At 69.9% G+C, this 24183-nt stretch carries 26 protein-coding genes; 14 read left to right on the top strand and 12 right to left on the bottom strand.

The genetic code is table 11. The features are described from left to right. Genes AB0I15_RS03480 through AB0I15_RS03465 form a run of 4 tightly spaced genes read right to left on the bottom strand, consistent with a single transcriptional unit; the run spans position 1 to position 5234 of the window. Positions 1-1551, bottom strand: a complete 1551-nt coding sequence (locus AB0I15_RS03480) for a glycerol-3-phosphate dehydrogenase/oxidase (protein WP_358089448.1) — start codon at positions 1549-1551, stop codon at positions 1-3. 11 nt (positions 1552-1562) lie between these two features. Beyond that, positions 1563-3038, bottom strand: a complete 1476-nt coding sequence (glpK, locus tag AB0I15_RS03475; protein ID WP_358089445.1) for a glycerol kinase GlpK — start codon at positions 3036-3038, stop codon at positions 1563-1565. A 52-nt stretch (positions 3039-3090) separates the two neighbouring features. After that, the gene (locus AB0I15_RS03470; RefSeq protein WP_358089443.1) at positions 3091-3849 is read right to left on the bottom strand and encodes an IclR family transcriptional regulator; all 759 of its coding nucleotides are present in this window, start codon (positions 3847-3849) and stop codon (positions 3091-3093) included. Positions 3850-3860: 11 nt separating this feature from the next. Then, on the bottom strand, positions 3861-5234 hold the full coding sequence (locus AB0I15_RS03465) for an MFS transporter (protein ID WP_358089441.1): 1374 nt from the start codon (positions 5232-5234) through the stop codon (positions 3861-3863). A gap of 66 nt (positions 5235-5300) precedes the next feature. On the opposite strand from AB0I15_RS03465, the gene AB0I15_RS03460 reads away from it, so the two are divergent. Then, the gene (locus tag AB0I15_RS03460; RefSeq protein ID WP_358089438.1) at positions 5301-5921 is read left to right on the top strand and encodes a TetR/AcrR family transcriptional regulator; all 621 of its coding nucleotides are present in this window, start codon (positions 5301-5303) and stop codon (positions 5919-5921) included. Here the strand turns inward: AB0I15_RS03460 and AB0I15_RS03455 are convergent. Further along, on the bottom strand, positions 5910-6416 hold the full coding sequence (locus AB0I15_RS03455) for a hypothetical protein (protein WP_358089436.1): 507 nt from the start codon (positions 6414-6416) through the stop codon (positions 5910-5912). The genes AB0I15_RS03460 and AB0I15_RS03455 overlap by 12 nt on opposite strands. A gap of 111 nt (positions 6417-6527) precedes the next feature. On the opposite strand from AB0I15_RS03455, the gene AB0I15_RS03450 reads away from it, so the two are divergent. Continuing rightward, positions 6528-7106 carry a YqgE/AlgH family protein gene (locus AB0I15_RS03450; RefSeq protein ID WP_358089433.1) on the top strand — a complete coding sequence of 193 codons (579 nt, stop codon included), beginning with the start codon at positions 6528-6530 and terminating at the stop codon, positions 7104-7106. On the opposite strand, the gene AB0I15_RS03445 is transcribed toward AB0I15_RS03450, so the two are convergent. After that, on the bottom strand, positions 7103-7726 hold the full coding sequence (locus AB0I15_RS03445) for a TetR family transcriptional regulator (protein WP_358089430.1): 624 nt from the start codon (positions 7724-7726) through the stop codon (positions 7103-7105). The two genes, AB0I15_RS03450 and AB0I15_RS03445, sit on opposite strands and share 4 nt — an antisense overlap. A 149-nt stretch (positions 7727-7875) precedes the next feature. Here AB0I15_RS03445 and AB0I15_RS03440 point away from each other — a divergent pair, with 149 nt between their 5' ends. The 6 genes from AB0I15_RS03440 to AB0I15_RS03415 all read left to right on the top strand — a co-directional run bounded on the left by AB0I15_RS03440 (position 7876) and on the right by AB0I15_RS03415 (position 15543). Next, a complete protein-coding gene (locus tag AB0I15_RS03440) occupies positions 7876-9471 on the top strand; it encodes an MFS transporter (protein WP_358089428.1) in 1596 nt (531 codons plus the stop codon). A gap of 89 nt (positions 9472-9560) precedes the next feature. Further along, positions 9561-9821: a DUF3039 domain-containing protein gene (locus tag AB0I15_RS03435; protein ID WP_358089426.1), complete on the top strand. Its 261-nt coding sequence runs from the start codon at positions 9561-9563 to the stop codon at positions 9819-9821. A 77-nt stretch (positions 9822-9898) separates the two neighbouring features. Then, the gene (locus AB0I15_RS03430) at positions 9899-10831 is read left to right on the top strand and encodes a zinc metalloprotease (RefSeq protein WP_358089424.1); all 933 of its coding nucleotides are present in this window, start codon (positions 9899-9901) and stop codon (positions 10829-10831) included. A gap of 24 nt (positions 10832-10855) precedes the next feature. Continuing rightward, positions 10856-12241 (top strand): MFS transporter, encoded by a 1386-nt coding sequence (locus tag AB0I15_RS03425; RefSeq protein ID WP_358089421.1) that lies wholly within the window; start codon positions 10856-10858, stop codon positions 12239-12241. Between the two features lie 82 nt (positions 12242-12323). Next, a complete protein-coding gene (locus AB0I15_RS03420) occupies positions 12324-13667 on the top strand; it encodes a hypothetical protein (RefSeq protein WP_358089418.1) in 1344 nt (447 codons plus the stop codon). Positions 13668-13791: 124 nt separating this feature from the next. After that, positions 13792-15543 (top strand): DEAD/DEAH box helicase, encoded by a 1752-nt coding sequence (locus AB0I15_RS03415; RefSeq protein WP_358089415.1) that lies wholly within the window; start codon positions 13792-13794, stop codon positions 15541-15543. A 101-nt stretch (positions 15544-15644) separates the two neighbouring features. On the opposite strand, the gene AB0I15_RS03410 is transcribed toward AB0I15_RS03415, so the two are convergent. From AB0I15_RS03410 to AB0I15_RS03400, 3 genes are read right to left on the bottom strand one after another with little or no spacing between them, the layout of a single operon-like run. Then, the gene (locus AB0I15_RS03410) at positions 15645-16178 is read right to left on the bottom strand and encodes a GNAT family N-acetyltransferase (protein ID WP_358089412.1); all 534 of its coding nucleotides are present in this window, start codon (positions 16176-16178) and stop codon (positions 15645-15647) included. A gap of 34 nt (positions 16179-16212) precedes the next feature. Beyond that, positions 16213-17385 (bottom strand): hypothetical protein, encoded by a 1173-nt coding sequence (locus tag AB0I15_RS03405; RefSeq protein WP_358089410.1) that lies wholly within the window; start codon positions 17383-17385, stop codon positions 16213-16215. Further along, positions 17375-18472 carry a helix-turn-helix transcriptional regulator gene (locus tag AB0I15_RS03400; protein ID WP_358089408.1) on the bottom strand — a complete coding sequence of 366 codons (1098 nt, stop codon included), beginning with the start codon at positions 18470-18472 and terminating at the stop codon, positions 17375-17377. The genes AB0I15_RS03405 and AB0I15_RS03400 overlap by 11 nt, the downstream gene beginning before the upstream one ends. A gap of 448 nt (positions 18473-18920) precedes the next feature. On the opposite strand from AB0I15_RS03400, the gene AB0I15_RS03395 reads away from it, so the two are divergent. Continuing rightward, the gene (locus AB0I15_RS03395) at positions 18921-19061 is read left to right on the top strand and encodes a hypothetical protein (RefSeq protein WP_358089406.1); all 141 of its coding nucleotides are present in this window, start codon (positions 18921-18923) and stop codon (positions 19059-19061) included. A gap of 170 nt (positions 19062-19231) precedes the next feature. Then, a complete protein-coding gene (locus tag AB0I15_RS03390; protein ID WP_358089404.1) occupies positions 19232-19618 on the top strand; it encodes an STAS domain-containing protein in 387 nt (128 codons plus the stop codon). A 95-nt stretch (positions 19619-19713) separates the two neighbouring features. Here AB0I15_RS03390 and AB0I15_RS03385 read toward each other — a convergent pair whose 3' ends face one another. From AB0I15_RS03385 to AB0I15_RS03375, 3 genes are all read right to left on the bottom strand, one after another. Then, positions 19714-20244: a hypothetical protein gene (locus AB0I15_RS03385; RefSeq protein WP_358089402.1), complete on the bottom strand. Its 531-nt coding sequence runs from the start codon at positions 20242-20244 to the stop codon at positions 19714-19716. 345 nt (positions 20245-20589) lie between these two features. Further along, positions 20590-21159 (bottom strand): nicotinamidase, encoded by a 570-nt coding sequence (locus AB0I15_RS03380; protein ID WP_358089400.1) that lies wholly within the window; start codon positions 21157-21159, stop codon positions 20590-20592. 15 nt (positions 21160-21174) lie between these two features. Beyond that, entirely contained in the window at positions 21175-22458 is a 1284-nt protein-coding gene (locus AB0I15_RS03375) for a nicotinate phosphoribosyltransferase (protein WP_358089396.1), read from the bottom strand. A gap of 46 nt (positions 22459-22504) precedes the next feature. On the opposite strand from AB0I15_RS03375, the gene clpS reads away from it, so the two are divergent. The 4 genes from clpS (at position 22505) to AB0I15_RS03355 (ending at position 24183) form a co-directional block, all read left to right on the top strand. After that, entirely contained in the window at positions 22505-22798 is a 294-nt protein-coding gene (gene clpS, locus AB0I15_RS03370; RefSeq protein WP_103955930.1) for an ATP-dependent Clp protease adapter ClpS, read from the top strand. A gap of 37 nt (positions 22799-22835) precedes the next feature. Further along, complete coding sequence (locus AB0I15_RS03365) at positions 22836-23360, top strand: DUF2017 domain-containing protein (RefSeq protein ID WP_358089394.1); 525 nt, start codon at positions 22836-22838, stop codon at positions 23358-23360. Positions 23361-23369: 9 nt separating this feature from the next. Further along, positions 23370-23771 carry a M67 family metallopeptidase gene (locus tag AB0I15_RS03360; RefSeq protein WP_358089391.1) on the top strand — a complete coding sequence of 134 codons (402 nt, stop codon included), beginning with the start codon at positions 23370-23372 and terminating at the stop codon, positions 23769-23771. 139 nt (positions 23772-23910) lie between these two features. Further along, positions 23911-24183 carry a MoaD/ThiS family protein gene (locus tag AB0I15_RS03355; protein ID WP_358089388.1) on the top strand — a complete coding sequence of 91 codons (273 nt, stop codon included), beginning with the start codon at positions 23911-23913 and terminating at the stop codon, positions 24181-24183.

Here is a 24183-nt window from a genome sequence, read left to right as displayed (position 1 = left end):
TCAGGTGAGCAGGCCGGCGATGCGGTTCCTGATTTCGGGCGTGTCGAGGCCGCGTACGGTGAGGGTGGTGCGGCGGCGTACGACGTCGTCCACGGTGGCCGCCCACTCGTGGTCGCGGGCGTAGACCGCCTGGGCCCAGATGTCCGGCCCGTCCGGATGGATGCGCTCCCCGAGCGCCGGGTCCTCGCGGATGAGGCGGGACAGGTCGAACGCGATCGACCCGTAGTGCGAGGCCAGGTGCCTGGCCACCAGGGGGTCCATGCGCGCGCCCGGGTCACGGTCGGTCCACAGCCGCATGGCGACGGCGTCGGGGCTGGCCAGGCCGGGCAGTGGCACGGCGGGCAGGATGTCGGCCAGGTCGTCGCCGAGGGGACGGCCCGGCAGGTGGGCGAGGATGTCGAGGACGTATTTGCCGATGTGGCGATAGGTCGTCCACTTTCCGCCGGCCACGGACAGCATGCCGCCCGAGCCCCGGCTGAGCACCGTCTCCCGCTTGGCCGCCGTCACCTGCCCGGGACCGCCGGGCAGCACCCGCAGCCCCGCGAAGGCGTAGGTGATGTCCTCGCGCCTGACCTGGGAGTCGCGCACGGCGTGCCCGGCCTCGTTGAGGATCTGCGCGATGTCGGCCTCGGTGGCGCGCACCGCGCCGGGGTCGCCCTCGTACGCCTCGTCGGTGGTGCCCAGCAGCAGGTGGTCCTCCCACGGGATGGCGAACGACACCCGGTATTTGTCGATCGGCGTGGTCAGCGCCGCCTTCCACGGCTCGTGCCGGCGCAGGACCAGGTGGGCGCCCTTGGACAGCCGGATGCTGGGCGCCGCGTCCGGGTCCTCCATGCGCCGCAGGTGGTCGACCCAGGGTCCGGTGGCGTTCAGGACGAGGCGGGCGGAGACGCCGAACTCCGTGCCGTCGAGGCGGTCGCGCAGTTCGGCGCCCGTCACGCTGCCGGCCGTCTTGCGCAGTCCGACGACCTCGGCGTGGTTGAGCACGGTGGCGCCCGCGTCCACGGCGGCCCGCACGGTCATGACCGCGACCCGGCTGTCGTTCATCTGGTGGTCGCCGTAGACGGCGGCGGCCCGCAACCCCTCGGTACGCAGGGCGGGCACCTTGGCCAGCGCCTGGTGCGGCGTGATCACCTTGCCCATGCCGTCGCCGAACACCGACAGCGCCGAATACAGGAACACCCCCGCGCCCAGCTTCGCGGCCCCGTGCGGCCCGCCCTTGTAGATGGGCACCAGGAACGTCAGCGGCTTGACCAGGTGCGGCGCGATGTCGCCGGCCAGGGCGCGCCGCTCACGGTGGTTCTCCGCGACCAGCCTGACGTTGCCGGTCTGCAGGTAACGCAGGCCGCCGTGGACGAGCTTGGAGGAGGCGCTGGAGGTGGCGCCGGCGAAGTCGCCCGCGTCCACCATCGCCACCCGCAGCCCCGCCTGTGCGGCCATCCAGGTCACGGACGTGCCGAGGATGCCGCCGCCGATCACGAGCAGGTCGTAGGTGGTGCCCGCCAGTTCGTGGCGGATCTCGGCCCGGTCGGTGCCGATCGCGGTCGTCATTGCCCTACTCCCTACTGCTCGACCCAGTCGAGGGTCCGGGCCACGGCTTTCTTCCAGTTGCGGTATTCGCGCTCGCGCGCCGGCTCGTCGATCGCGGGGCGCCATTCGGCGGCCTTGTGCCAGTTGGCGCGCAGGCTGTCCATGTCGGGCCAGTAGCCGGTGGCCAGGCCGGCGGCGTACGCGGCGCCGAGCGCGGTGGTCTCGGCCACCATCGGCCGGATCACCGGTACGGCCAGCACGTCGGCGAGCGTCTGCATGAGCAGGTTGTCGGCGGTCATGCCGCCGTCGGCGCGCAGCGTCGTCAGGTCGAGCCCCGAGTCGGCGTTCATCGCGTCGACCACCTCGCGGGTCTGCCAGGCCGTGGCCTCCAGCACCGCCCGCGCGATGTGCCCCTTGTTGACGAACCCGGTCAGTCCCGCGATCACCCCGCGCGCGTCGGAGCGCCAGTGCGGCGCGAACAGCCCAGAGAAGGCCGGTACGAAGTAACAGCCCCCGTTGTCGTCCACCGTCTTGGCCAGCGTCTCGATCTCGGCCGCGCTGGAGATGAGTCCCAGGTTGTCGCGCAGCCACTGCACCAGGGAGCCGGTGACCGCGATCGCGCCCTCCAGCGCGTAGGTGGCCGGGCCGTCGCCGATCTGGTAGCCGACGGTGGTCAGCAGGCCGTGCTTGGACACGACCGGCTCCTGACCGGTGTTCATCAGCAGGAAGCTGCCCGAGCCGTAGGTGCTCTTGGTCTCGCCGGGCGCGAAGCAGGTCTGGCCGAACAGCGCCGCCTGCTGGTCCCCGAGCGCCGAGGCCACCGGGACGCCGGCGGCGGTGTGGCCGTAGACCTCGGCGGAGGGCCGGATCTCCGGGAGCATCGCGCGTGGCACGCCCATCGCGGCGAGCAGGTCGTCGTCCCAGGCCAGCGTGTGGATGTTCATCAGCATCGTGCGGCTGGCGTTGGTGACGTCGGTGATGTGGCGGCCGGTGAGGTTCCACAGCAGCCAGGAGTCCATCGTGCCGAACAGCACCTCGCCGCGCTCGGCCCGCTCGCGCAGCCCCGGGATCTCGTCGAGCAGCCAGCGGATCTTGGGCCCGGAGAAGTAGGTCGCCAGCGGCAGCCCGGCCTTCTCCTTGAACAGCGATTCGTGCTCGGCCAGGGCCCGGGTGAGGGCGTCGGTCCTGGTGTCCTGCCAGACGATGGCCGGGCAGACGGGGCTCCCGGTCTCGCGGTCCCACAGCACGGTGGTCTCGCGCTGGTTCGTGATGCCGAGGGCGGCGATGTCGAGGTCGCCGGCGGCCTCGGCCAGCACGCCCTGCACGGCCTGCCAGATCTCGGCGGCGTCGTGCTCGACCCAGCCCGGCTTCGGGAAGATCTGGCGGTGCTCGCGCTGGGCGACCGAGATGATGTTGCCGGCCTGGTCGAAGACGATGCACCGGCTGGACGTGGTGCCCTGGTCGATGGCTGCGACGTAGTGCGGCACTGGTTCCTCGCTAGTGCTCATGGTTCGACAATGCCGAACGAATGCTATGTGGTCGCCGGACGGTGTTCAAGTGTCATCGGGCGAGGTCGCGGGTTATGGCACGGGCGGCGTCGCGTACGTAGGAGACGAACTCCATGTGCAGGGCCCCGTCGGCGGCGAGCCGTTCGACGGCGCCCCGGATGCCGATGGCCCCCACCACGAGGCCGCGCGGGTCCTTGATGGGCGCGGCGATGGCCACCTCGCCCTCCGTCAGCTCCTCCATCTCGGCCGCCCAGCCGCGCGCCCTGACCTGGTCGAGCTCCGACTCCAGCGCGGGCAGGGCGACGATCGTGCTCTTGGTGAAGGGCCGCAGCGGGGGCTCGGGCGACTCGCCGTACGGGTCGTGGGCGAGCAGCACCTTGCCCAGCGCGCTGGCGTGGGTCGGCAGATAGGTGCCCACCTGCAGCGTCTGCATGCTGTCGTCGGGCCTGAAGACATGGTGGATCACCAGCACGTGCCCCTCGTGCAGGGTCCCGATCCAGGCGCTCTCCCTGCTGCGCCCGGCCAGCGCGTCGGCCCAGTTGATCGAGCGGGTGCGCAGCTCGTTGACGTCGAGGTAGCTGCTGCCGAGGTGGAGCAGCGTGGCGCCGAGGCGGTATTTCCCCGTGCTCTCGTCCTGCTCGACGAACCCGACGCGGACCAGCGTGCGCAGGATGCCGTGCAGCGTCCCCTTCGGCAGGCCCAGCGCCCTGGCCAGCTCGGCCACCCCGAGCTGGCGGGGGCCGGAGGCGAGCAGCCGCAGGATCGCGGCGGCCCGCTCGACCGACTGAATCGTCTCTCCCACACCGGGCACACTAGCGCAGTTCAGTTCGATATAGCCGAACGAGGTCGCAGCATTCCGGCGAATGCGAGGACGGCGTTCACGATCACTGCCATGATGACCCCCTGCAGCACCGTCCCCATGGCGGCCGTGGCCACCGCGCTCATGATCGGGATGCCCATGGTGATGCCGACCTGCTGGGTCATGGTGGCAAGGCCGGTGGCCAGCCCCTGCTCCGAGTCCGGCAGCCCCGACGTGGCCGTGACCATGAAACCCACGATGGCGACCATGTTGCCCACCCCGCCGACGAACGTGGCCACCAGCAGCAGCCAGATCCACCCGGACCCCGCGCCCAGCAGGGCCAGCGAGGCGGTGGCGGCGGCCTGCACCGCGAACCCGGCCGACAGCGCCCTGCCGGTGCCGAGCGCGCCCAGCACCCGTGGCGCCAGTACCCCGCCCAGCACGGTGCCGAGCCCCAGCACGCCGAATGTCAGCCCGGTGGCCAGCGCCGAGTAGCCGAGCACCTCCTGCAGATAGAGCGTCAGGAGGAACACCAGCGAGGTCTCGGTGGCGAACGCGATCAGCCCCGCCAGGTTCCCCCACTTCACGCTCGGCCTGGCCATGATGGTGACCGGCACCAGCGGCGCGGCCGACCGCCGCTCCACGAACCAGAACGCCACCAGCAGCACCGCCCCCGCGCCCAGGGCGAAGGCCCCCTGGAGGGCGTGCTCGCCGACCCGCGTGAGCCCGAACACCAGCGCGAGCAGCCCGGCCGTCACCGTCACCGCGCCCGGGAGGTCCATCCTGCGCCGTTCGGCGGGACGGCTCTCCCGCAGCACCGCGGGCGCGGCGACCAGCACGGCCAGCGCGACGGGAACGTTGACGAGAAAGGCCCACCGCCAGCTCAGCAGCTCGGTGAGGAGTCCGCCTAGAATGGCGCCAGAGGTGAACCCGGCCGACATCAACGCCCCGTTCAGCCCCAGCGCACGTGCCCGGAGCGGCCCCTCCGCGAACGACGTCGTCAGCAGCGACAACCCGGCCGGCGTGACGATGGCGGTGGCGAGTCCCTGGCTCACCCTGGCTACGAGCAACACCCCAGGCGAGGTCGCCAGCCCTCCCACGAGCGAGGAGAGCCCGAGCAGTGCCATGCCGAGCAGGAACAGCCTGCGCCGCCCGAACAGGTCGGCGATCCGGCCGAACAACAACGTGAACCCGGCGGCCGCCAGCGCGAACGCCGTGGCCACCCACTGCAGGTCGGCCAGGGCGAACCCGAGGCCGGCGCCGATCACGGGCAGGGCCACGTTCAGGATCGAGAAGTCCACGGCCAGCATGAACTGCGAGCCGAGCAGCAGCACCAGCACCAGGCGCTGCCTGGTGGTCATGCGATCGGGCCCGGCCCGTTCGGTCAGTACGGTCATGTCAGCCCCCTAATGGGACGAGAGTTCCGTTAAGATGGCATGACGGTAGCACAACGAGGAGATTTAATGGAACAACCTTCCCGTTTGGCGGGAACCGTACGGCCGGGGGGCCGTACCGCTCGGGTGCGCGCGGCCGTTCTGGACGCCACGCAGGACGAGCTGGTCGAGCGCGGCTTCCACGGGCTGACCATGGATCAGGTGGCGGCCAAGGCGGGCGTCGGCAAGACCACGGTCTACCGGCGCTGGAAGAGCACGACCGGGCTGGTCGCCGACCTCATGAACGAACTGGCCAACCAGTCCTCGCCGCACGCCGACACCGGTGACGTCGAGGCCGACCTGCGGGCCAACGCCCTCGCCGTGCTCGAGGCGCTCAACGACGGCCGTCTCGGGGCCACGTTCCAGGCGGTGATCGCCGCCGCGACCTGCGACGAGCAGGCCTCCCAGGCGCTGCGCGCCTTCTATCTGCGCCGCATCGAGGAGTGGGCCACCGTCGTCGACCTGGCCGTCAAGCGGGGCGAGTTGCCTGCCGGGACCGACGGGCCGGAGGTCATCCGGGCGATCTCGGCCCCCCTCTACTACCGTCTGGTGGTCACGAGGGAGCCCGTGGACCATGCGGTCGCGGAGGCGTCGGTGGCGCGCACACTGGCCGCCGCCAGGGCGGGGGCGTTCGTCACCTCACATGGTTGACCGGGGCCAGATCGAGCCGTACCACCACAGGATCCCGCCCATCACCACGAGGCCGCCCGCCGTGGCCAGCTTGCCCATGAGGTCGGTGGGCGGACCCGTGAAGGGCAGGCGTCCGTGGTGGTGGCCCCAGGGGCAGTCGTTCTCCGCGCGGCTGGAGTCGATGAGGGTGTCGGGGTGGTCCTCGGTGACCGAGAACGCCTCGATGTCGGCGGTGCTGCCCTTCTGTACGGGGACGTGCCTGACGATGGTCTTGCGGGCCGGGATCGAGCCGCTCGCCATGCTCGTGCCATCGGCTTTGAGGTCGAACCGGACGAGCTGGCGGGTCTGGTTGTGCAGCGTGACGGCCACCCGGCCGGAGCGGCAGCCCACGTCGTCCACCGTCATCGTGAAGGGGTCGCCCGGATCCGGCCGCGGCCACGCCCACGCGGCGGCGGGAAGGAGCAGTGCGGCGCTCGCCGGAAGGACGGCCAGCACGAGACGGGTACCGATGCGCATGAGCTCCCCCCGAGTGTGATCTTTGCTACGTAAAGTGCCCAAGCTCACACGAAAAGTAACATCGGCCACGCGGGGGAGCGCGGACCCCCAAGATGCCTTCATGATGGAGGTATGGCGGAAGCGATCTACGTCGGTGGTTTGTTGGTGGCGACCCCGCTTCTCGACGACCCCAACTTCAGGCGTAGCGTCGTGCTGATCCTCGAACACGATCACGACGGTGGCACCCTGGGAGTGGTGCTCAACCGGCCGAGCGACATCTCGGTGACGCAGGTGCTGCCCGTGTGGGATCCGCTGGTGACGGGGCCTTCGGTGCTCTTCGAGGGTGGTCCCGTACAGACTGACAGCGCGCTCGCCCTGGCGGCGGTGCCGAGCGGGGAGGAGCCGCTGGGGTGGCGCCGGCTGCACGCCGGCACCGAGGCCGTCTCGCGGCTGGGCACGGTCGATCTGGACGCGCCGCCCGAGATCCTGCAAGGCGAGATCGCGCAGATGCGCATCTTCGCGGGCTACGCGGGCTGGACGTCCGGGCAGTTGGAGAGCGAGATAGCCGAGGGTGCCTGGTACGTCGTCGACTCCGAGGTCGGCGACACCTTCCACGCCGACCCCGGATCACTGTGGCGCCACGTGCTGCGCCGTCAGCCCGGCGAGCTGGCCTTCGTGGCGACCTGCCCCGACGACCCGACGCTGAACTAACGCTGCAGGTCCCAGCCCGGCAGCAGCGACCGCTCGGCCAGCTCGATGCTCTCGGTCATCCGCTCGGTGACCTCCGGCAGGGTGCCGTCGCGGCGCGGGCACTCGAAGCCGACGCGCATCGTGGACATGGCGAACGCCACGATCAGGTGTGAGAGCTGGTCCTCGTCGGGGTCGACCCCCCGGCGGGCGGCGATCAGCTCGGCCAGGCGGCGCTCGGTCTCCGCGCCCCTCGCCACCGACCGGCCGATCAGGTAGGGGTTGCCGTCCAGCAGTCGGCGCAGCTTGAGGAACCTCGCGGCGTCCACCGGCGTCGACCCCTGCACGTCGAGCAGCACCGCGCGCAGCGCGTGCATGAGCGACGTGAACGGGGGCTCGTCCCGCGGGCGACTCTCCAGCGTCTCCAGCATGATCTCCTCGCCGTGCTCGTGGAACCACAGCGCCAGATGATCCTTGTTGGTGAAGTAGCGGAAGAACGTGCGGGGCGAGATCTCGACGGCCCCCGCGATCTGCTCCACCGTGGTCGACTCGTATCCTTGTTCGAGGAACAGGTCGAGCGCGGCGTCGAGGATCGCCAGGCGCGTCTTCTCCTTCTTGCGTTCCCGTAGACCCACTGCGGTCACTCCCTCGAAACCTTTCTGACACAGTGTGCCATAAGTCATAGGGCGACGATTAAAAGTCAGTTGTCATAAGTCATCGACTGACATAGATTACCTGAGGCTTACGAGACCTATGTCCCGGTGTGGGGCAGATGTGTATTTAGGGGGACTTCATGGCTCACGCGAAGGCGGTCGACCTACCGCCGTCGCCCGGCCCTGTGAAGACGGGGACCGGGGGTAACCCGTGGCTCGTGCTGCTGGCGGTCAGCCTGGGCGTCATCATGGTGATGCTCGACGGCACGGTGGTGGGCATCGCCAATCCGGTCATTCAGGTCGACTTGAAGGCTTCACTCTCCGACCTGCAGTGGGTGACCAGTGGTTATCTGCTGGCGCTGGCGGTGTTCCTGATCACCGCGGGCAAGCTGGGCGACCTGTTCGGGCACAAGCGGGTCTTCCTGATCGGTGTGGCCGGCTTCGCGATCTCATCGGTGGGCATCGGTCTCAGCGCCGAGCTGGCGGACATCATTCCCGGCATCACCCCGGTCGGCGCGCTGATCGGTCTGCGTGTGCTGCAGGGCCTGTTCGGCGCGTTGCTGCAGCCCGCCGCCCTGGCACTCCTGCGCAGCGCCTTCCCGGGGGAGAAGCTGAACCAGGCGATGGGGGCCTGGGGCGCCATCATCGGCCTGTCCAGCGCCGCGGGCCCGATCGTGGGCGGCGTGCTGGTCGAGAAGGTGAGCTGGGAGTCGGTCTTCTTCATCAACGCGCCCGTGGGCGTCATCGCCCTGATCATGGGCTTCCTGCTGATCAAGGAGAACCGCGCCCAGACGCTGGCGCGCATCGACTGGCTGGGTGTGGTGCTGCTGTCCGGCGCGATGTTCTCGCTCGTCTGGACGATCATCAAGGCCCCCGAGTGGGGCTGGGGTGACAGTACGACGCTGACCTTCGTGGGCGCGTTCGTGGTGCTCATCGGGGCGTTCATCTTCTGGCAGAGCAAGGCCCGCCAGCCGCTGGTCCCGCTCTCTCTGTTCGCGAACCCCTCCATCTCCATCGGCACCTTCCTGATGATGATGGTCGCGTTCGCCATGTTCGGCGCCATGTTCTTCCTGGGCTTCTACTTCCAGGGCGTACACGGGCTCACCCCGCTGGAGGCCGGCCTGCGCATGCTGCCGATGAGCGCGGGCATGATCTTCGCCTCGCCGCTGGCGGGCATGGCGATCGGCAGGTTCGGGCCGAAGTACACGATGGCGGTCGGTCTGCTGATCACCGCGCTCTCCATGTTCCTGATGTCCCGGCTCAGCATCGACGCCTCGTTCATCGAGAGCGGCATCCCGTTCCTGCTGCTGGCCTTCGGCCTCTCGCCGGTCTTCGTGGGCGCCACGGAGATCATCGTGGGTAACGCGCCGGTGGAGCTGAGCGGTGTCGCGGGTGGCCTGCAGCAGTCGGCCATGCAGGTCGGCGGCGCGCTCGGCACCGCGATCCTGGGCGCCGTGATGGCCGCCGAGATCTCCGGCAAGCTGCCCGGCTACCTCGGCCCGGCGGCGCAGGCGATCCCGCCGGAGCAACTGACCGCTCTGGAGAAGGCCGCCGCCTTCGGCGCGGTGCCTCCCGGCCTGCCCGAGCAGGTGGGCGCCGCCGTGCACAACTCCTTCATGGACGGCATGCACCTCGCCTTCCTGGTCAGCACCGGCATCGCGGTGCTGACGGCCCTGCTGACGCTGTTCGTCAAGGCCGGGCGCAAGACCGAGGGCGCGCCGGTCCACGTGGGCTGACCCGCTCCGCCCGTACGGCCCCCGCCACGACCCGGCGGGGGCCGTACTGCTGTCGGGGGGTGGTCGTGGGCGGGCATAAACTCAATGGGGTGAGCACGAAGATCCTCCCAGAGCAGGAGACCACTCCGCGGACGTCGCACGGCGACGGCGATCACGAGCGGTTCGCCCACTACGCGGACAAGCACAAGATCACCGAGAGCATGGTGACGGGCACGCCCATCCGCGCCCTGTGCGGCAAAATCTGGGTGCCCAGCCGCGATCCCAAGAAATATCCGGTCTGCCCGGAGTGCAAGGAGATCTACGAGGGCCTGCCGTCCGGTGGCGGCGAGGGCGGCGACGACAAGCAGTGAGTGTTGCTGAGCGGTAATCTCCGCGACGAGAGTTACGGTCGGTAGCCAGACCACCTCAAATCGTCATAGGAGACCGCATGGCCCGGCGCGCGACCGCCGTCTCGTTGGCATGCCTGCTCGCGGCGGGGCTCGCTCCGCCGCTCCGGCCCGGCACCGCCATGGCGGCCGGTTGTGCCCGCCATGCGCCGGGGGCGCACGAGGGGTTCCGGGTGCCTCATGCGCGGCGGGCTCCTGACGCGCCGCGGACTCCCGGGCCGCGTTCGCCGAAGCCCGATGACGTCGCCAAGGTGAAGGACGAGCTCGGGCGGCGGCTCGCCGGCATCACACCGCCCACCGAGTTCACCGTGTCCACGCGCGTGCACGTCATCACGAAAGGCGCCCGCCAGGTCACCGACCGGGCGGTCGTGGCCCAGATCAACGCGCTCAACGCCGCGTACGGCGGCCAGTACGGCGGCGTCGACACCGGCGTGCGCTTCCGCCTCGACTCCATCTCGGTCAAGGAGAACGGCTCCTGGTTCACCGACCCCGTCGGCAACGAGAAGGTGATGAAAAGGACCCTGCACGAGGGCGGGGCCGGCACGCTCAACCTGTACATCGCCCAGCTCAGCGAGCTCATGCTGGGCTTCTCCAGCTACCCCTACTGGTACGCCGACGCGCCCGCCCTCGACGGCGTCGTCATCGACTGGCGCAGCCTGCCCGGGGGCGCCCTGACCAACTACAACCGCGGCTTCACCGGCGTCCACGAGATCGGTCACTGGCTCGGGCTGTTCCACACGTTCGAGAACGGCTGCGCGCAGCCCGGCGACGGCATCGACGACACCCCGGCCGAGGCCAGGCCGACCGAGGCGTGCCCCGAGGGCAAGGACACCTGCGCCGAGAACCCCGGCCTGGACCCGACGCGCAACTTCATGGACTACGCCCACGATCGGTGCATGGCGGAGTTCACGAAGGGTCAGGCGGAGCGCATGCACGAGATGTGGGCGGCGTACCGGGACACGTCTGACGCGTAGATATCCGGCAAATACGATGTGTGGGTGACAGCACCAAAGGCACTCGACACTCCCCACAAGCCCCCCGGCATCCTCAGCCCCGACTACCGCACCGCCACCTTAGGCATCCTGCTGGTGATCACGCTGATCGCCTTCGAGGGCATGTCGGTCGGCGTCGTCATGCCGGCCGTCGCCAAGGAGCTGGACGCCCTCGACCTGTACGGTCTCAGCTTCTCCGCCTTCCTCATCGCCAGCCTGTTCATGAACGTGGTGGCCGGGCTCTGGGCCGACCGGCGCGGCTACCCGGTGCCGTTCCTGGCCGGGGTGCTGCTGTTCGTGGCGGGGATGGCGCTGGCCGGGGCGGCGAACTCCGCCGGGCTGTTCCTGGTGGCGCGGGCCGTGCAGGGGCTCGGGGGCGGGGCCGCCATCGTGGCGCTGTACGTGATGATCGCCCGGGTCTACCCCACCGAGGTACGGCCGAAGGCGTTCGCCGCCGTCTCCGCGGCCTGGGTGGTGCCCGCCATGGTGGGCCCGGCGGTGGCCGGGTTCGTCGAGGACCAGTGGGGGTGGCGCTACGTCTTCTTCGGGATCATTCCGCTGGTGGTGCCGGCACTGGTGATGCTCGTACCGGCGCTGCGCATGGGAGCCGGCGCCGACGTACGGCCCGGCACCGGGCCGCGGTCCAGGCCCGTGGCGATGACGCTGGCCGCCACCGCCACGGCCGGCGGCGCCGGGCTGCTGCTGCACGGGGTGGACCGGCTGCACACGCATCCCGTCCCCGCAGGGGTGGAGACCGTGGTGGGGTTGGCGGCGCTGGTCTACGGGCTCTACTGGCTGCTGCCGGCCCGCGCGCTGCGGTTCGCCCGCGGGCTGCCCACGACCGTCATGATGCGCGGGTTCTTCTCGGCCGCGTTCTTCGGCGTCAACTCCTTCATCCCGCTGGCGCTGCACGAGGTGAAGTCCTTCGAGACGACCGCCGCCGGCATCGCGCTGACGACCGGGGCGCTGGGCTGGTCCGCCGGCTCGTACCTGCAGAGCAGGCGCTCGGCCGACGCCCACAAGCGGATCAGGCTGGGCGCCGGGGCGGTGACCGTCGCGATCCTCATCTGCCTGCTGTCCGTGCTGCCCGGGGTGACCGGGTGGATCGCCGTGCCCGCGTGGATCCTGGGGGGCTTCGGGATGGGGTTCGGCATGACCACGGTCAGCGTCACGGCGCTGCAGCAGTCGCCGGTGGAGGAGCAGGGGGCGAACTCGGCCGCCCTGTCGGTGACCGACCAGCTCGGGGCGGCGCTGGCGATCGGCATCGGGGGAGCGATCGTGAACGTCATCGGGCACGCCTCCGCGCAGATCGCCACCGGGTTCGTGGTCATCTCCGTTCTCATGGCGGCCGTCGCGCTCAGCGCCACGCTGCTCGCCGGACGCACCCGCTGAATTACGTCCCTCCTGCCCCAGCCGTCACAGATCGCCTGCTCCTCGTCGCGAGGAGTGATAGGACAGCGGGCAAGGAGGTGCCATGGAGGGTGATCACCGTGTCTGGCCCCCTCGGCCGGGGCCCAGGCACCGCCGTACTCCTCCGGACGACACGGGGCCGGACGGCACGGATCCGGACGGCACGGATCCGGACGCGCACCGTGACGAGGAGTCGCGCCGAGGCCGCCGCGAACGCGCCGACCCAGTACGTCCTCCGCACCCCCTGGACCTGGAACCGGACCTTCCAGACATCTCCGGCCGACCGCAGGACCGGGGCGCTTCCGGCCCACCGTGGAACGGGCACCTCTCGGGAGGGCCGCGAGACCGGGAGACCCCGGGCGCCTCAGGAGGCCGGCGGGACGGGGACGCGTCTCCCGGGCCGCGGAACCGGGACACCTCGGGAGGACCGCGGAGCCAGGGCGCGGCCGGCGGGTGGCGGGGCCGGGACCCGTACGCCTCGGGCGGGTCGCGGAACCGGGACACCTCCGACGGGTCTCAGGACCGGGACGCTTCGGGTGGGTCGCGGGACCGGGGCATCTCGGGTGGGTCGCGGAATCAGGACGCCTCGGGCAGGTCTTGGGACCGGGACGCCTCCGGTGGACGGACGGGGCCGGGCCCGGAGGACTCGGGCCGGTGGCGGGATCTGGATCCCGACGGCTTCGACTGGGGGCGGCGGGCGCATCCGCTCGACCTCGACCCGGACGAGCCTTCGTGGAACCCCCGGATCCGCGGGACCTCATCGGGAGCAGGGGCCGCACCGGCGGACGGCGACGCGTGGGACGCGCTCCCACCCTCCGCCCACCTCCACCGCTCCCCGGCGAACCCCGGACTGCCCCGGCGCGCCGGAGGGCGGGCGTGGCGGCGCTGGGCGGAGGCGCTGGTGGCGCTGGCGGCGGGAGCGGCACTGGTGTCTGGGGCCGCCATGGTCGCACTGCGGTTCACCGCGCCACCGGCGCCGGCGGGACGGCTGAGCGACTCGCTGGCCGGTGTGACGGCGACGCTGCCACAGGGGTGGATCGAGGGGGCGGTGGCGCCGGTCACGGGGTTCACCTCGGTCGTCAGGAACGAGGACGGAGGGCTGGTCATGGCCAGACCGGTGCCGGGGCCGGTGGCGGACGCCAAGAAGGCCACGGCGCAGGCGGCGGAGCTGTACTCTCGGCTGCTGCTCAAGGGCGACCGGGTGAGCGTCGTCGACGACCGGCCTTTCGCGGGCGGGTACACGCGTGCGCTACGGGCGGAGTATCAGGATGTGGTCAACCGACCGGCGTACCTCAGAGTGATGCTGCTCACTCGCCAGAGCACGGCCGTCCTGCTCGTCGGGCTGCTCCAACCCGAGGAAAACAGCAGTAGGCAGGCGCTCGACGCGGTGATGACGAGCATCCGATAAGCCGCATAGCACGTGAGGAAGACCTTGGCCAGAATCCTCGGCTCACGGCACGTCTTGTCGGTGGGCCCGATTACTCTTGGGTCACTGTGAGAAAGCGAAGCACACGAACCCCAGAGGTGATGCGGTGAGCACTTTCGCCGCGTCCCACCTTTCGCCTTCCTATCCTGACCGGGCCGCGTGGGGCACCGCCCCCAAGCTGCGCGCCTGGCAGCAGCAGGCGTTCGACCTCTACTTCCGGCGCGAGCCGCGTGACTTCCTCACCGTGGCGACGCCGGGCGCGGGGAAGACGACCTACGCCCTGCGCATCGCCAGCGAGCTGCTCGCCAACGGCGTGATCAGGGCGGTCACCGTCGTCACGCCCACCGAGCACCTCAAGCGCCAGTGGGCCGACGCAGCGGGCAAGGTCGGCATCGGCATCGACCCGGAGTTCAAGAACAGCCAGGGCACCACCTCGCGTGACTACACCGGGGTGGCGGTGACATACGCGCAGGTCGCCATGCACCCGGCCCTGCACAGGGCGCGCACCGAGGCCCGCAAGACGCTGGTCATCTTCGACGAGATCCACCACGCGGGCGACGCCAAGTCGTGGGGCGACGGTGTGCGCGAGGCGTTCGAGCCCGCCACGCGGCGGCTCCAGCTCACCGGCACCCCGTTCCGGTCCGACGACAACCCGATCCCGTTCGTCGCCTACGAGGAGGACACCGAGGGCCTCAAGCGCAGCGTCGCCGACTACTCCTACGGCTACGGGCCGGCCCTCGACGACGGCGTCGTGCGTCCGGTGATCTTCCTGGCCTACTCCGGTGAGATGAAGTGGCGCACGCGCGCCGGCGACGAGATCGCCGCGACGCTGGGCACCCCGCTCACCAAAGACCAGCTCTCGCAGGCGTGGCGGGCCGCGCTCGACCCGAAGGGCGACTGGATCCGGCAGGTCATGCAGGCCGCCGACCGCCGCCTGACCGAGGTGCGCAGGGGCGTGCCCGACGCCGGCGGCCTGGTCATCGCCACCGACCACGAGACCGCCCGCGCCTACGCCCGTCACCTGCGCAACATCACCGGCCAGGGCGCCACGGTGGTCCTGTCCGACGATCCGGGCGCGTCCAAGAAGATCAAGCAGTTCGCGGCCTCCGAGGATCGCTGGCTGGTCGCCGTCCGCATGGTCTCCGAAGGCGTCGACATCCCGCGCCTGTGCGTGGGCGTCTACGCCACCTCCACCTCGACCCCGCTCTTCTTCGCCCAGGCCGTGGGCCGTTTCGTGCGTGCCCGCAAGCGCGGCGAGATGGCCTCGGTCTTCCTCCCCTCGGTGCCCACGCTCATGGGCCTGGCCAACGAGATGGAGGTGGAGCGCGATCACGTGCTCAACAAGCGGCCTCCGGAGGACGGCCTCGACGACTCGCTCCTCGACGACGCCAACCGCCGCAAGGACAACCCCGACGTCCTGGGCGACGAGCTTCCGTTCGAGACGATGGAGACCTCGGCGACGTTCGACCGGGTGCTGTTCGACGGCGGCGAGTTCGGCACGGGCGCGGAGATCGGCTCCGCCGAGGAGGAAGACTTCATCGGCCTGCCCGGCCTGCTCGAGCCCGACCAGGTGGCCACGCTCCTGCGCAAGCGCCAGTCCGACCAGCAGGCCGCCAAGCGCAAGCAGACGATGGAGGAGCCCCCGCCGGCGCTGGCGCCGCACGAGCAGATCGCGGAGCTACGGCGTGAGCTGAACGGTCTGGTGGGCGCGTGGAACCACCGCACGGGCCAGCCGCACGGGGTCATCCACTCCGACCTGCGCCGCGCCTGCGGCGGCCCGCCGATCGCCCAGGCCACGGCCGAGCAGATCCAGGAACGCATCGACGCCATCCGCCGCTGGGCCACCCAGCGACGATAGGCCGCCCTCTTCCCCGCAGGTCCTCCCGTCATCATCGAGGGGGGACCTGCGCCGTCAGTCCTTCGAGGGGGACCCGCGCCGCAGGGGAACCCCGCCTTTCGTCAGTCCTTCGAGGGGGCCGGTCCGCGGTGGTCGCGGTGGAGGGGCTTGATCAGGATGCGGCACAGCTCCGGCCGGAGTTCGTGGCGCCCGTTCGCGTGGTAGACGACGTCCGTCGTCGCCACCGGCCCGTGCCGCCACTCCACATACCCACGGCGCCGGTACAACCGCTGCGCGTCCAGGTTGTCCAGGCCCACCCCGAGCGCGACCTTGGTGTGGTGGATGGCGGCGAGCCGCTGCTCGGCCGCCTGGAGGAGCAGGCTCCCGATGCCCTCGTTACGCCGCCAGGAGACGACCTCCAGATGGGTGAGCAGCGCGACGCCGGGCAGGAGGGCGCGTAACTCCGGCTCCTCGGCCGGCGCCAGCCACACGTAGACGTCGCCCACGGCCACCCCAGCCTCCCAGGCGACCAGGAGGAACCCGTGGCCGGTCTCCTGCCTGGTCAGACGGTCGGTGAAATAGGCCTTCTGCCCGAGCGAGCGGACCAGGGCAGGGAGGTCGGCATGGACGGCTTGGCGAATATCAGGTGCCCCCACGGACCGAAAGCTTCCCGTCCGGGGCTTATGTGAATCAACGTGGGGTGTTGCCCCGGGTCCGGTACCGCAGGGGCCGCACACCGTCCTTGGTCAGCCACTTCATCGCGTCGCCCGTGGCGGAGCCGAGCTTCGGGATCGTCTTGAGGTGGTCGGCCCACAGATGGCGGTCCTTCAGCAGGGCCTCCAGGTAGGCGACGCAGAAGTCCGGCGTGATGCGGTCGAGTCGGCCGCGCGCGGCGACCAGCGACTCCGTCATGGCCTGCGGGTTCGGCCGCGAGGCCGGGGGGAGTCGCCTGACGCGGCTCAGCACGTCGCCGACGAAGGCTTTGCGCTTGGTGAGGAAGCCGGTCCAGTAGGCCGGGTCGGTCGCGGCCTTCCAGCCCGTCCCCTCCTCCCCGTCGAGCAGCCAGTAGACGCCCTCCGCGAGCACGTCGCCGAGCTCCTGGTCGCGTGCCCGGGCAGGGCGGTCGAAAGGGTCGTAGGGACGCTGCTTCACCTTCCCGGTGACCGCGAGCCTGCTCAGTGAGGTCTCGCTCAGCAGGTAGAACCAGTCCTCGTTGTAGATGTTCGGGAAGAAGGAGTGGCGCCGGGTCGTTTCCACGGCGAGGGCGCCGCCGCCCACGAACGAGTCCTGCTTGCCGCCGGCGAACCGGTGCGCGTGGCAGACGACTGAATTGTCCGGGTAGCCGCCGATGTGCATGCCCACGGCGTCGTACGCGTCGAGCAGCGCGGCGGCCCTGGCGACGTCCGCGTGACCACCCACCTCGATGTCGTCGTCCAGGAAGATGACGCGTTCCCAGCCCATGAGACGGGCGAGGATCAGGCCCAGGTTGCGCTTGGCGCTGAGGTCGGTGGCACGGGCGAACGGGGTGCCCCTGACGAGGGCCGTCGTGTGGAAGTCCGGCAGGTTGAGCGGCCTGCCCTGGTCAAGGTCGACTGCGAGGAAATCGACGTCGTCCGGCATGCGATCGCCGGCGTCATCGGCGGCGCTGTACTTGCCGCTGTGCAGGGACACGAGCCGGCAGCCCAGCTCGGACGCCAGGCGGATCGCGTATTTCAGCCACGTCGGATGCCGGATCGTGGGCACCACGATGGCATCGACCCGGCCCGAGGCCGGAAAGGGGTACGCATCGGCGAACGTGTCGACCAGATGCCTGTGGGAGCCATGGTGATGCTCCACCGTGACGTTCGCTATTTCAGTCTCCATGAGTGGGCTCCGGCCATTCGTGGAGCCGGAACTTGTCCAGGGTCCAGTCCGGGGTGACGACGACCCGGCCCTCGACCCTGACCTGAGTGAGAATGCCGTAGGAAGGCGCGGCGCCGAAACGGGAGCGCAGATAGGCCGCGTTCCGGTCGCGGAATCGTGAATCGGTGAGCGCCCGCACCACGCCGTAGACGCCCCTGGCGTACATGCCATTGCAAATGGTCAGGGTGCGTTCGACGTTGTCGGGATTGACACCACGGTAGAAGAACGCGACGTCCCGGAGCAGGCGCCGGCCGGCGCTGTACTCGGGGTGGTGCCTGTGCGTCTCCTCGCCCTTGGCGACCTCGAAGTACGGTCCCTTCTCGCCCTCCCAGTCGGCGACCTGGCGCACCGGGAGCTCGATGCGTTCGAGCATGGAGGCGGTGACCTCGTTGTAGTCGACGCCGCCCAGGAGCACGAGGTGGGTCGTCAGGTCGTCGGAGCGCAGGTCCTCGGTGGCGCGCAGCGTCACGGGGCTGTGCGGGTTCGCGGCCCTGACGTGGCCCCACAGTTCGAACAGGGAGTCCAGGTCGGAGTATTTGTAGAGCTCGATGTAGTCGCCGCTCTCAGGAGACGCGTACGGGATCTTCGCGCGCTCCTCCGCGGGCACCTGGGAGCAGATGATCGTGATCGGCTCCCCGGCGGGGAAGTGCCAGGGGCCTTCCAGGAAGGCGTCCGGCGATCGCGTGGACTCGGTGTTCTCCGCCGCGATCTGGAACTTGAGCGCCGCCTGACGCAGCCGGGTCAGCTCGGTGTACAGCCTGTCGTGCTCCTCGCGCTCATCGGACGTCATGTCGGCCGGTGTGAGCACGCGGGCCGCCCCGTTGGCGACCGAGCGGCGGCTCGCGAAGAACGCGGCGTACTTGTCGAGCCGGTGTAAGGGCGGGATCTTCACGGCATGAGTCGACTCCCATGACGAGATCAGCGGAACGCTGACCCCGAACGCGTCGCGCAGCTGTGCCTGGGTGACCCGCAGGTCAGGCCAGTGGCTGTCGCGGAGCTCGCGCAGTCGGCGCGCCAGCGCGATCCGCGCGTCATCGTCGCGGCTCATGCCTAAGCCTCACTCGTGTGAACTTCAGCGTTTTCTAGTGAATATCCAGCCGGGCTCTGGAATGGACGGTAAACCCCCAGCTAAGACCCGACAAGAGCCACCAGTCTAGCCACTGGCCCGCGGCTTTCGCGTGCGAATAAGCAGTGTCATTGCTGGGTAGTAAAAAGAGTAGAAGTTCAGTAAATACAACTGAAGTTGACTGAATAAAGTGGAGGTGGTTCGCGACGAACCTGCGGTGAGCCACATACCCCCGATGAACGGCATCCCACGCGGAAGACCGCGGACACCTCTGACCCGGCAGGCGCAGAGGTGCCCGCACAGCAAGGTTTCTGTCAGCGCGCATCTCCGCACCAGGGGAAACCTCATGTCGACACTAGCCCTCCACCTCGCGGTGGCAATGCCCACGACCACCGACAGCAGACACGCGTCCCTGCTCCTTCTGGCAGCCTTGATCACCTTGACGGTGGCCGCCATCCGGAGCCTCGCCAAGCGCACGCACGTCGTGATGGTGATCGGCGGCACGAGCGTCCTGCTCGTGATCCTCGCCGTCCTGGCCCTCGCGTACGTGTTCACGCTCGGAGTGGTCTGAACCCGCCCTCGCGCGCGGCGCGTCCCCCCAGCGCTGCGCGCGTCCGGGCGGCGCCCACCTCGCATGACTCTGCGCGTTTGGCCACAGAGCAGTGACCTCCTGTTAGAAGCTCGGCCGAAGCGGCAACAACCAATCTGGCTCGTCTCGGGATACGCAGAAGGACTTCGCCCATGTCGTCTGAGGCCACCGGAAAGTCGACGCTCATCGTCACTTCCGGCCTCTCTCGAAACGCCATCATCGTCAGGCTCGAGGGCGAGCTCGACGTCAACGCGCTCCCGGTGCTCCGGGAGCATCTGCAGCGGATCTGGGACCTGCCCCCCAAGCCCTTCCTGATCCTGGATCTCGGCGACGTCCTGTTCTGCGACTCGATGGGCATGAACGAGCTGGTCGACATGATGCAGCGTTGCGAGTCCCGGGGCACCAGGCTGCTGCTCGGAGGGGTTCAGGGGGTCATGGCGCGGGTGCTGTCGATCACCGGCCTCCGGCACGCGTTCGAGGTCTTCGCCAAGCTGGACGACGCGGTGCGGCTGGCCGTCGAGCAGCACGAGCCGAGCTAGGGCGGCGGTTCGCGGGCCGGCGGAACGGCCTGCGGCGCCCGGCCGGATCCCCGCCGGACCTGGGCGGCCCCGGGCGAACGCCGCATCGGTTTCGTCTACGGGGCCGGTTCGGGGATGCGTCTTCCGGTGCGGCCGTCTGTCGGGATGAATCCGGCCTTTCCTGGTAGCGGCACCCTCAGTGAGGCCCTGCCGTCGCCCACGCGGACCGGCAGCGTGTGGACGTCCTGCTGCCGCCACCCGAACGCGGTCCGGTGCCGGCCCGCCCGCCGACCCTCGTACAGCCAGATCAGCAGCCTGTCGCCGTGGGCGCGCAGGACCACCTCGGCCGTGCCGCACTCGTGGGGATCGGCCTTCCAGCTCAGCACGAGCTCCTCGCCGATCCTCGCGGACTCCGGGGCCGGGGCCAGGTCGGCGCAGGGCGGGGCGGGCAGGGCGCGCGCCGCGGCGGTCGCCGGGCGGAGGGGGCCCGCGGGCTGGGGGAGGGTGTTCATGGCGATCGTTCCGGCCTCCAGCAGGGCTAAGGTGAGGATCGCGCCGGCCCGCTCGGTCGTGGTGCCCCTGAGGAGCAACCACAGGCTGAGAGGGGCGAGGAGCAGCCAGGCCATGCCCAGGGAGAGGGCCAGCATGAAGAACCTCCACAAGTTGGAGACATGTGACTCTCCGCATTAGGTCAGCTTCGGAGAGGGTTCGCCCTCTTCGATATCACATGACCTGAGCGTTGCACAGTGTGTACTCTTCGTGATCGACGCGTCAGGGAGGCGCGGGACGGCTTGGAGAGGGTGCCTGAAGTGAATCCGTATCTGCCCGAGGACATCAGGCGAGGGGTCGCGGAGGCGGCTCGGGCGTATGGGATGTCCGAAGAGGCCTATATGCGTGAGGCGATCAGGCGCGCGCTGAACGAGGGGAGCACCGCCGAACGGCCTCCGCTCTGGGGCGACGTCTCCGCCAGGTGGCCCGGCGACGCCGGTTGATCAGCCGACGGCAGGCGCCCCCCGCAGGGTGGCGCCTGCCCGCTTCAGCTCCGTCATCGCGGCCTCCGTGGTCGTCGGCGCCACGCCCGCCGTCAGGTCCAGCAGCACCCGCACCGCCAGGCCGTGCTTGACCGCGTCGAGGGCCGTGGCCCGGACGCAGTGGTCGGTGGCGATGCCCACCACGTCGACCTCGCCCACCCCGCGCTCCCTGAGCCAGTCCGCCAGCGAGACCCCGTCGCCCGAGGCGCCCTCGAAGCCGCTGTACGCCGCCTCATAGGCCCCCTTGCTGAACACCTCCTCCACCTCCGAGACGTCGAAGGCCGGATGGAAGTCGGCGCCGGGGGTGCCGGCCACGCAGTGGGCGGGCCAGGTGGAGACATAGTCGGGGGCGTCGGAGAAGTGGGTGCCGGGGGAGACGTGGTAGTCGCGGGTGGCCACCACGTGGTCGTAGCCATGGTCGGTCACATGGCGGGTGATCGCCGCCGCCACCTCCGAGCCCCCGGCCACGGCCAGGCTGCCACCCTCGCAGAAGTCGTTCTGCACATCGACGATGATCAACGCGGTGCCCATAGGCAGCACAATACGTCAGGCGAACTCGGTGGGGATCGCCGCGTACCCCCTGCCCAGGTGGAGGGCGTCCTGGGGGAGGGTGGCGATGGTCTCGGCGTGGCGGTCGCGGGCGGCGGACAGGGGTTCGCGGCCGACGATCTCACCGTCGCGCACCAGCTCGTGCAGCAGCGCGATGCCGCCCTCGGGGGCGAGGCCGCCGGTGGTGATCAGTTCGGTCTCGAAGTGCCCGGTCTCGTCCAGCAGCCGGTACGCCTCCTTACGGCCCCCGCGCGACGGCTTGCCCACCGAGCGCTTGGCCACGGGCTCCAGCTTGCCGGTCGCCGTCTCCCGCGCCACCAGCTTGTACACCAGGGCCGCCGTGGGCACGCCCGAGCCGGTCACCAGCGAGGTGCCCACGCCGTAGCCGTCGACGGGGGCGGCGGCGAGGGCGGCGATGGCGTACTCGTCGAGGTCGGAGGTGACCAGGATGCGGGTGTTGAAGGCGCCGAGGGAGTCGAGCTGCTCACGCACCTCCTGGGCCGCGGCCGCCAGGTCGCCCGAGTCGATGCGGACGGCGCCCAGCTCGGGACCGGCCAGCTCCAGAGCCGTGCGTACGGCGTCGCCCACGTCGTACGTGTCCACCAGCAGCGTCGTCTCCGGCCCGAGCGAGGCGATCTGGGCCTTGAACGCCGCCCGCTCCGAGTCGTGCAGCAGCGTGAACGCGTGCGCCGCCGTGCCGGCCGTGGGCACGCCGTACCGGCTCCCGGCCATGAGGTTGGAGGTCGAGGCGAACCCGGCGATGTACGCCGCCCGCGCGGCGGCCACCGCGGCGGCCTCGTGCGTGCGCCGGGAGCCCATCTCGATGAGCGGCCGCTTGCCCGCCGCGTTGGTCATCCGGGAGGCCGCGGAGGCGATCGCGCAGTCATGGTTCAAGATCGACAGCGTGAGCGTCTCCAGCAGCACCGCCTCCGCGAACGTGCCCTCCACGACCATGATCGGAGAGGCGGGGAAATAGACGTCGCCCTCGCGGTAGCCGTAGATGTTCCCGGAAAACCGGTAATCGGCCAGAAACGCCAGAGTGGCCTCGTCCACGACCTGGTGCTCGCGCAGAAAGGTGAGTTCTTCGTCACCGAAACGGAAGCGTTCGAGCTCGTCGAGGATACGCCCCGGACCTGCGACGACACCGTAGCGACGCCCGCCCGGCAGGTGCCTGGCGAACACCTCGAAGACCGCCCGCCGGTGCGCCGCGCCGCTCTGCAGGGCGGCCTGCAGCATTGTCAGCTCATAGTGATCTGTGAGCAACGCAGTGCTCATGGTCATTCTCACGACTCGAAGACTACGGCCCAGATAGGGCAGACTCGGGGATGTGGGTAGCACCGCTCCAATCGCCGTTGAGCGTCCGTCATCGGACGTCCGGCCCGATCTGCCGTGGGTGACCATCGTCTGGAACGACCCGGTCAACCTCATGTCCTACGTGACCTATGTCTTCCAAACGGTCTTCGGTTACACCAAAGAGAAGGCCGAGAAGCTGATGATGGACGTACATCACAAGGGCAAGGCGGTCGTGTCCAGTGGCACGCGCGAAGAGATGGAACGCGATGTGCAGATTCTCCACTCCTACGGCCTGTGGGCGACGGTACAACCGGATTCCGTCAAATGAGGTTCGAGCGACGATCGAGACGAGTGAGGCGGCGCCGGTGAGTTCGGGGTTCTCGCGGGGCAAGAACGGCGGCGTGGTCGCGGTGTTCGAGGCGCCGGAGGTCTCCCTGCTGCGCTCGCTCGTGTCCATGATGCTCGGCCTGGTGTCGCCGGGGCAGACCAGCGACGACCCGCTGGAGCGGGCGCTGGGCATCGGTGACAGCGCGGTGCCGTCGGATCCGGTGCTGGCCAGGCTCTTCCCGTCGGCGTACAAGGACGAGAAGGACGCGGCCGAGTTTCGCCGCTACACCGAGGCCACGCTGCGCGACGGCAAGCGGGCCGACGCGCAGACCGTCCACGACACCGCCAGGTCGGGTCGCGCGGAGCTGACCGCCGAGCAGGCCCAGGCGTGGCTGCGCGCGCTCAACGACCTGCGGCTCACGCTCGGCACCAAACTCGACGTGACCGAGGAGATCCACGACGAGATCGCGATGATGTCCGAGGACGACCCCCGATACCCGGCCTACGTCACCTACGACTGGCTGACCTACCTCCAAGACAGCCTCGTCCGAGCCCTCTGGTAATTTCCGGGCATGCTGTCGATCTCGCAGGAACTCGTTGACAAGATCGTCGCCCATGCGCGGGCCGATCACCCCGACGAGGCGTGCGGCGTTATCGCGGGGAAGGACGGGGTGCCGGAGCGGTTCGTCCCGATGGAGAACGCCGAGCGTTCCCCGACCTTCTACCGCTTCGACTCGATGGAGCAGTTCAGGGTCTGGCGTGAGATGGACGACCGGGACGAGGAGCCCGTCGTGATCTACCACTCCCACACGGCCACCGAGGCATACCCGTCGCGCACCGACGTGTCCTACGCGTCCGAGCCCAACGCCCACTACGTGCTGGTCTCCACCAGAGACGAAGCCGAGGTGGAGTTCCGCTCCTACCGCATCCTCGATGGGGAGATCACCGAGGAAGAGGTAAGGTTTCTCCCATGATGGTCAGGCCGGTGCAGAGCTTCCTCTTTGCGCACACTCCGGCTGTCGTCGTGTACGACTGTCGCTGACTCGGAATCCGCATCAAGCCATCGGTGTTGCTGCCGATGGGACGACGACCTGACTGAGGAGACTGAGCGCGATGGCCATCGAGGTTCGCATTCCGACCATCCTGCGTAACTACACCGACGGCGCCAAGGCCGTCAGCGCCCAGGGCGCCACTCTCGAAGAGCTGATCAGCGACCTCGAGTCCCACCACCCGGGCATCAAGGACCGCCTGGTCGACCAGGGCGCCCTGCGCCGCTTCGTCAACGTCTACCTGAACGACGAGGACGTGCGCTTCCTGGGCGGCCTGGGCACGCCGCTGTCCGACGGTGACACGGTGACCGTGCTCCCCGCCGTCGCCGGCGGGTGA

The sequence above is a fragment of the Nonomuraea sp. NPDC050643 genome, assembly GCF_040654715.1.
Taxonomy (GTDB): Bacteria; Actinomycetota; Actinomycetes; order Streptosporangiales; family Streptosporangiaceae; genus Nonomuraea.
The sequence above is the reverse complement of the archived record's forward strand: the minus strand, read 5'-3'. Positions and strand labels throughout refer to the sequence as shown.

Bases quoted from the DNA above. Each gene is read 5' to 3' on its own strand.
- AB0I15_RS03480 (WP_358089448.1), bottom strand. From the start codon at position 1,551: ATGACGACCGCGATCGGCACCGACCGGGCCGAGATCCGCCACGAACTG.
- glpK (WP_358089445.1), bottom strand. From the start codon at position 3,038: ATGAGCACTAGCGAGGAACCAGTGCCGCACTACGTCGCAGCCATCGAC.
- AB0I15_RS03465 (WP_358089441.1), bottom strand. From the start codon at position 5,234: ATGACCGTACTGACCGAACGGGCCGGGCCCGATCGCATGACCACCAGG.
- AB0I15_RS03460 (WP_358089438.1), top strand. From the start codon at position 5,301: ATGGAACAACCTTCCCGTTTGGCGGGAACCGTACGGCCGGGGGGCCGT.
- AB0I15_RS03455 (WP_358089436.1), bottom strand. From the start codon at position 6,416: ATGCGCATCGGTACCCGTCTCGTGCTGGCCGTCCTTCCGGCGAGCGCC.
- AB0I15_RS03450 (WP_358089433.1), top strand. From the start codon at position 6,528: ATGGCGGAAGCGATCTACGTCGGTGGTTTGTTGGTGGCGACCCCGCTT.
- AB0I15_RS03440 (WP_358089428.1), top strand. From the start codon at position 7,876: ATGGCTCACGCGAAGGCGGTCGACCTACCGCCGTCGCCCGGCCCTGTG.
- AB0I15_RS03430 (WP_358089424.1), top strand. From the start codon at position 9,899: ATGGCCCGGCGCGCGACCGCCGTCTCGTTGGCATGCCTGCTCGCGGCG.
- AB0I15_RS03420 (WP_358089418.1), top strand. From the start codon at position 12,324: ATGGAGGGTGATCACCGTGTCTGGCCCCCTCGGCCGGGGCCCAGGCAC.
- AB0I15_RS03405 (WP_358089410.1), bottom strand. From the start codon at position 17,385: ATGGAGACTGAAATAGCGAACGTCACGGTGGAGCATCACCATGGCTCC.
- AB0I15_RS03400 (WP_358089408.1), bottom strand. From the start codon at position 18,472: ATGAGCCGCGACGATGACGCGCGGATCGCGCTGGCGCGCCGACTGCGC.
- AB0I15_RS03390 (WP_358089404.1), top strand. From the start codon at position 19,232: ATGTCGTCTGAGGCCACCGGAAAGTCGACGCTCATCGTCACTTCCGGC.
- AB0I15_RS03385 (WP_358089402.1), bottom strand. From the start codon at position 20,244: ATGCTGGCCCTCTCCCTGGGCATGGCCTGGCTGCTCCTCGCCCCTCTC.
- AB0I15_RS03380 (WP_358089400.1), bottom strand. From the start codon at position 21,159: ATGGGCACCGCGTTGATCATCGTCGATGTGCAGAACGACTTCTGCGAG.
- AB0I15_RS03375 (WP_358089396.1), bottom strand. From the start codon at position 22,458: ATGACCATGAGCACTGCGTTGCTCACAGATCACTATGAGCTGACAATG.
- AB0I15_RS03360 (WP_358089391.1), top strand. From the start codon at position 23,370: ATGCTGTCGATCTCGCAGGAACTCGTTGACAAGATCGTCGCCCATGCG.
- AB0I15_RS03355 (WP_358089388.1), top strand. From the start codon at position 23,911: ATGGCCATCGAGGTTCGCATTCCGACCATCCTGCGTAACTACACCGAC.